This window comes from Novosphingobium sp. FKTRR1 (assembly GCF_020404405.1).
GTDB lineage: Bacteria > Pseudomonadota > Alphaproteobacteria > Sphingomonadales > Sphingomonadaceae > Novosphingobium.
The window spans coordinates 190547-197426 of record NZ_JAIZDA010000007.1; the positions used below are offsets into that span (position 1 = coordinate 190547).

The 6880-nt window shown below is 64.5% G+C and carries 5 protein-coding genes; all 5 read left to right on the plus strand.

Annotated elements, in window-relative coordinates; all coding sequences use genetic code 11:
- Window positions 1-17 precede the first annotated feature (17 nt).
- Window positions 18-1658, plus strand: a complete 1641-nt coding sequence (locus tag LDN95_RS09535; RefSeq protein ID WP_226017434.1) for an NAD(P)/FAD-dependent oxidoreductase — start codon at window positions 18-20, stop codon at window positions 1656-1658.
- Window positions 1658-3064 carry an APC family permease gene (locus LDN95_RS09540; RefSeq protein ID WP_226017435.1) on the plus strand — a complete coding sequence of 469 codons (1407 nt, stop codon included), beginning with the start codon at window positions 1658-1660 and terminating at the stop codon, window positions 3062-3064. Before LDN95_RS09535 ends, LDN95_RS09540 begins: the two co-directional genes overlap by 1 nt.
- 37 nt (window positions 3065-3101) lie before the next feature.
- Window positions 3102-3731, plus strand: coding sequence for a TetR/AcrR family transcriptional regulator (locus LDN95_RS09545; RefSeq protein WP_226017436.1), 630 nt, complete (start codon window positions 3102-3104; stop codon window positions 3729-3731).
- A gap of 105 nt (window positions 3732-3836) precedes the next feature.
- A complete protein-coding gene (locus tag LDN95_RS09550) occupies window positions 3837-6206 on the plus strand; it encodes a TonB-dependent receptor (RefSeq protein WP_226017437.1) in 2370 nt (789 codons plus the stop codon).
- A gap of 19 nt (window positions 6207-6225) precedes the next feature.
- On the plus strand, window positions 6226-6816 hold the full coding sequence (locus LDN95_RS09555) for an MBL fold metallo-hydrolase (protein ID WP_226017438.1): 591 nt from the start codon (window positions 6226-6228) through the stop codon (window positions 6814-6816).
- The last annotated feature ends 64 nt before the right edge of the window (window positions 6817-6880 follow it).

Here is a 6880-nt window from a genome sequence, read left to right on the forward strand (position 1 = left end):
GCCAGTCGGAGGAAAGCGTGGCGGGGGAACCAACGGTGACGACGGCTGCCGACGACGAAGCGTTTGACGCGATCGTCGTGGGTGCCGGGCACAACGGACTGACCGCAGCAGCCTATCTGGCCCGCGCCGGATGCCGTGTGCTGGTGCTGGAACGGCGCGCCGTCGTCGGTGGTGCGGCGGTGACCGAAGAGGTCATTCCCGGCCATCGGGTTTCAACCGCTTCGTACATCGCCTCGATGCTGATGCCCACGGTGATCCGCGATCTCGATCTCGGGCGGCGGGGGTTGCGCATGGTCGCCTGCGACCCGATCCTGACGGTGCCGGTGGGCGGCGAGCGGATCATCCGCTGGTGGGCCGATGTCGACCGCACGGCCGAGGAGATCGCGCAGTATTCCGCAGCCGACGCGCTGGCCTTTGTCGACGTTGACCGGCGGTTGAAGGCGCTGGCCGCCTATCTTCAGCCCTTCTTCCTTGAAACGCCGCCCGATCTGGCCGCCGCCGGGCCGCTGGCGCGTCTGCGTGAGGCGTGGCGCTTGTTCCGGCGTTTCCGCAGCCTGAAGGGCAAGGAAGCGGGCGAGATGGTCACATTCATGACCGGCTCGCTGGCCGACTTCCTCGACCGGCATTTCGAGGCCGATGAAACCAAGCGGATGATCCTGGCCAACAGCGTCTATGGCAAGCATGGCGGGCCCTATGAGCCGGGCTCGGCGGTGGGGTTGCTGTTCCACTTGCTGGCGGGCGGCGATCATGGTGTGCAGGGCTTCAACGGCCACGTGATCGGCGGCATGGGGGCGATCACCGAGGCACTGGCCGACGCGGCGCGTGAACATGGCGCGCGCATCCTGACCAATGCGCAAGTGCTGCGCATCGATGTAGCCAATGGTGCAACCACCGGCGTGACGCTGGCCGACGGGCGGACCTTTCGGGCGCCGGTGGTGTTGTCCAATGCCGATCCCAAGCGCACCTTTCTGGGCATGGTGCCGGGGCAGGCGCTGCCCGAGGCGTTCCGCCGCGATGTCGCCGCAATCCGCATGAACGGACCCGCCGCCAAGCTCAATCTGGCACTGTCGGGCGAGCCACGCGTCCTTGGTCGTCCGGCCGATGCCGACCCGCGTGAGCGGGCGCTGCTGACCATCGCGCCTACGCTGGAAAGCGCGCAGCGCTGTTCGGACATGGCGCGTTTCGGCGAGATTGCCGACGAACTGTGGATCGATTGCGTGATCCCCAGCCTGATCGACGACACGCTGTGCCCACCCGGGCACCACATGCTGACCTGCTTCATCCAGTTCGTGCCCTATCACTTGCGCGAAGGCACGTGGGACGAGCGGCGCGAGGAACTGGCGGCATCGGTCATCCGCCAGATCACCCGCCACATGCCCGATCTGCCCGAGCTGATCCTGGGCCAGCGGCTCTATACGCCGCTCGATCTTGAGCGAACGTTCGGGCTGACCGAGGGCAACATCTTTCACGGCGATCTGGCAACCGGCGCGCTGTTTTCGATGCGGCCGACCCCGGCATGGTCGCAATACCGCACCCCGGTACAGGGGCTCTATCTGTGCGGGGCAGGTGCGCATCCGGGCGGCGGGGTCACCGGCGCACCGGGCCACAACGCGGCGCAAGCGGTGCTGCGCGACGGCATGGCGCGGGGCCGGCGCTGATGGCGCGCGGCGCTCCGCACCCGCCCAAAGTCATGGGCGTGGCGGATCTGGCGCTGTTCTACATCGTTACCGGGGTCAGCCTGCGCTGGATCGCCACCGCCGCCGCCATGGGCCCAAGCGCTGTGCTGGTCTGGATCGGTGCGCTGGTGGGCTTCTATCTGCCGCTGGTGCTGGCGATCGTCGAACTGTCGTCGCGCTATCCGCAAGAGGGCGGCCTTTATGTGTGGACGCGTCAGGCGTTCGGGCCGTTCATCGGTTTCATGGCGGGGTGGAGCTATTTCACCTCGAACCTGCCGTATTTCCCCAGCGTGTTCTATTTCGACGCGGGCAACGCGCTGTTCATCGGCGGCGATCGTTGGATGCATCTGCACGACAGCCCGCTTTATTACATGGGGTTCTCGCTGGTCGCGCTGGCGTTCATCACCGGGATCAACGTCATCGGCCTGCGCTTTGGCAAGTGGATGCACAACATTGGCGCGCTGGGTATGTGGCTGCCCGCGCTGGCGGTGATCGTGATGGGCGGCCTTGCCTGGTGGCGGTTCGGCCCTGCAACCACGTTCACCCCGCAAACGATGATCCCGACGTTCGATCTGACGCACATGGTGGCGTGGGGGTCGATCGCTTTCGCGCTGTCGGGGGCTGAAACCGCCTCGTTTCTGGGCGATGAGATCAAGAACCCGCGTCGCACCATTCCGCGCGCGCTGCCGATAGCCGGGGCGGTGATTGTGGCGAGCTATGTGCTGGGCACGGTGGCGGTGTTGCTGGCCATGCCGGCTAGCGAGGTCAACACCTTGCAAGGGCTGATTCAGGCGGGTGCCGTCGCCGCCGGACGGCTCGGCGCAGGCTGGATCGTGGTGCCGCTGGCGGTGCTGATCACGCTGGGCAACATCGGTGCCGCCAGTGGCTTCCTTACCGCCGCCGCGCGCATTCCCTTTGCCGTCGGTATCGACCGGATGCTGCCCGAGGCGTTTGCCCGCGTGCATCCCCGCTGGGGCACGCCGCACATCGCCATTTTGGTGCAGGGCGGGCTGGGCGCGCTGTTCTGCGTGGCGGGGCAGGCGGGAACGGGCGTCAAGGGCGCCTACGACGTGCTTGTCAGCATGGGGATCATCGCGGCGTTCCTGCCGTTCGCGCTGGTGTTTCTGGCGCTTATCCGGTTGCAGCGCGAACCCGCCGGACCCGAAGTGACGCGGCTGCCGGGCGGCTCGGTCACTTCGACCGTGGTGGCCGTGGTGGGCTTGTGCACGACGCTGTTCGCGCTGGCGATGGCCTGCTTTCCCGCGCCGGACGAGCCTGCCAAGGCGCTTGCCGTGTTCAAGATCTTTGCAATGACCGCCATTCTGCTGGGCACCGGCGCGCTGATCTATCGGCTTGGGCGGCAGCGTTATGCCGGAGCTGCCACTTGACTTTGCCCCTGTGTCGCGCATTGCCTGAGCGCATTCCATGACCGCCACCCACCCCGACGCCGCGCAAGCCAAACCCCGGCGCACCCGACAGACGCCGTCGGTGCGCCGTCAGGACTTGCTTGCGGTGACGGTCTCGTGTCTTGCCCGGCTGGGGCCGCGTGGTGCCACCGGACGGGCCATCTGTCGTGAGGCTGGGGTCAGTCATGGCCTGTTGCGCCATTATTTCCGCAATCCCGACAACCTCTTGCTCGAAACCTACGAGCAGTTGTGCGAGCAGTTGCTGGTGTGGATGACCGATGCGGTCGCCGCGTCCGGCGATGATCCATGGGCGCAGCTGCGCGGCCTGTTCGAAGCGGTGTTCGCAGCCGAATGGTCCAGCGCCGATCTGATCGCCGCATGGATGGCGTTCTGGCAACTGGCGCGCAGCCGCGAGGACTTTGCCGAGGTGTCCGAAAGCTTCAATCTGCGCCAGCGAGCGCTGCTTCAAAGCGTCGTCGGCCGCTTGCCGCAAGGCCCCGCCACGCCGCCGCTTGCCGATGCGGTTGCGGTGATTTCGGCGGTGATGGACGGCTTGTGGATCGAACTGTTCCTGTCGCAGGCACGCACTCCCGCCGACCGCTGCGTCGCCTTGTGCGAGGCCACCGCACGTCGCCTGTTCGCTGGGTGATCAGGTGTACTGCGGCTTGACAACTGTCCAACAGAGAGTCACCGTTAAGCAATAGTCATAAGCCGGGGAAGAGGGTTCATAAACCCCGACATGGAGGGCGGCACAATGCGCAACGCGTTTGGATTGCACGGCAATCGCAAGTTTTTCATGGCTTTGCTGCTCGGCTCGACCGGCCTTGCCGGGGGTGAAGCGGCGTTCGCCCAAGCTGCGCCCGATCAGGCCGCCGACGCCGGAGCGCAGACCATGCCGGGCGAGATTGTGGTCACCGCGACCAAACGCGCGGAAAAACTGCAGGATGTGCCCATCTCGATCGCCGCGTTCGACGCCAGCACGTTGTCCCAACGCCAGGTCGCCGCGTTCGACGATTATGCCAAGTTGCTGCCCAGCGTCAGCTTCCAGTCGTTCGGCCCCGGACAAAGCCAGATCTACTTTCGCGGCGTGACCAGCGGCGGTGACGGCTTGCACGGCGGTTCTGCACCGGCCAGCGGCCTCTATCTTGACGAAGTGCCGCTGACTTCGATCGCCAACAACGTCGATTTCCATGTCTATGATGTCGAGCGGGTCGAAGCGCTGTCCGGGCCGCAGGGTACGCTCTATGGTGCCAGTTCGCTGTCCGGCACCTTGCGGCTGATCACTGCAAAGCCCGATACCCGCCGCTTTTCCGCCGGGGTCGATTTCGATGCGAACACCTTTGGCAAGGGCGCAGCGGGCGGCACCGCCGAAGGTTATGTCAACATTCCGCTCAGCGAGAACGCGGCGATCCGCATCGTCGGCTTTTACGAGCATGATGGCGGCTTTATCGACAACACGCCGGCCACGCGCACCTACACGCTCAACGATGGCGATCCGACCACCAACGTGACGATCGACAACAAGGCCTTTGCCAAGAAGGACTTCAACGACGTCGACACCTGGGGCGGGCGCGCCGCGCTGAAGGTCGATCTCGACGACAACTGGACCGTCCTGCCGCAAGTCGTCTATCAAAAGCAGAAGAGCCACGGCGCGTTCCTGTATGATCCGCGTGTCGGGGATCTGAAGGTTCACGATTTCACGCCCGACTACAACAACGATGAATGGTACCAGCTCGCGCTGACCGTGCAGGGCAAGATCGGCAATTGGGACGTGACGTATGCCGGTGGCGCGTTTGGCCGAACGGTCGAAAATCGCACCGATTACAGCTACTACACCGTCGCCTACGATGGCGGTGGCAATGACGGTTCGTTCTATTACACCTACTTCCCCACGGGCAAGGGCACCTTCCTCGATCCCACGCAGAACCAGTTGCTCTATGACCGCTATTCGAAGCAGACGCACGAACTGCGCTTTACTTCGCCTGCGGGCAAGCCGCTGCGGCTGACTGCCGGGCTGTTCTACGAACGGCAGACCGACTGGATCAACGCCGATTACTTCATCACCGGCATCGGCTCCATCCCGCAGGATGGCTTCAGCTTTCCGCAGGCAATCCCCGGTTCGGGCGACGACGTGTTCAAGACCCGCATCTTCCGGGTGGACCGCGACTATGCCGCCTATGGCGATCTTGCCTATGACATCACGCCGCGCCTGACGCTCGATGTCGGCATTCGCGGCTTCATCACGCACAACACGCAGAACGGCTTTTCGGGCTTTGCCACCGCCACCAACCAGGTGAATGGCCGCTTTCACGACGTGGGCGAGACGCACAAGGCCACGCTTTCGTGGAAGTTTGCCGACAACAAGCTGCTCTATGCCACTTATTCCACCGGCTATCGACCGGGCGGGGTCAACCGTCGGCTGGGGGTGATCCCGTTCAAGTCCGACACGCTCAACAACTATGAGATCGGCTGGAAACTCGGCCTGTTCGACCGCAAGTTGACGCTGAACGGGGCGGCCTTCATCGAGGAATGGAAGCAGTTGCAGTTCGGCCTGTCGGGCGACAACGGCATCACCAGCATCTACAACGCGGGCAACGCGCGGGTCCACGGGGTCGAAGCCAGCTTCGCCTTTGCCAGCGGCGGTTTCGAACTGTCGGGCACGGGCACTTACATCGACGCCAAGCTGACCAGCAATTTCTGCAAGGTTGATGGTTCGGGCAACAGCGTGTGCACGCCGGGCGTTCCCGCAGCGGCGCCTGCGGGAACGCAATTGCCGATCCAGCCCAAGCTCAAGGGCTCGCTGACGGCGCGCTACAACGTCGAACTGGGTGCGATGAAGGCCTATATTCAGGCCTCGCTCCAGCATCAAAGCAGCAGCCGTTCATTCCTGACCGACGCCGAATATGCCGCCGTGGGCCGGGTTCCGGGCTTCGATACGGTGGACTTCTCGGTCGGCGGAACCTGGGGCCAGCGCACCTGGCAGGTCTATATCCAGAACGCCTTCGACAAGCGCGGCGAACTCAGCCGCAACACCGCCTGCACACCAACGATCTGCGGCGCCTATTACCGCGTCTATCCGACCAAGCCGCAACAGTTCGGGGTGAAATTCGGGCAGAAGTTCTAGGGTCTTTGGGCGCAGTAGGATGACAGATACATTCATGCTGCGCCCCAGGAACCCCTATTACGACGGACCGGTTACCGACCATTTCGATGGCGTGCGGTTCCTCAACCCTGCGGGAGAGCCGGAAACCGACCGCAGCTTGCGCGACGTGCTGCGCTGGCGGCGGTCGATACCGGACAATCCCTGGCCGTCCTCGGTGCCGGTGGCGGCGGTCCGTCCCGATCGCACCGTGGATGGTGTGCGGATCACCATGGTCGGTCATGCCACCTTGCTTATTCAGATCGGCGGCCTGAACATCCTGACCGATCCGGTCTGGTCGGAACGTGCCAGTCCGGTGCAGATGGCCGGGCCACGGCGGGTCACCGCGCCGGGCGTGATGTTTGACGATCTGCCGCCGATCGATGCCGTGCTGCTGTCGCACAACCACTACGATCACCTTGACCTGCCGACACTCCGCTTGTTGCAGAAGCATCACTCGCCGGTGATCGTCACTCCGCTGGGCAATGATCGGATCATCCGGCGGCGCATTCCCGATGCCAGCGTGATCGCCTGCGGATTCCGAGGTGATCGCGCGCGGTGTTCCGATTTGATGGCGCGCGGGATTCCGAGGTGATGGCGCGCAGCGTTCCGAGAATTATCCGCGCAGCATTCCGAGGTGATGGCGCGCAGTTTGAGGT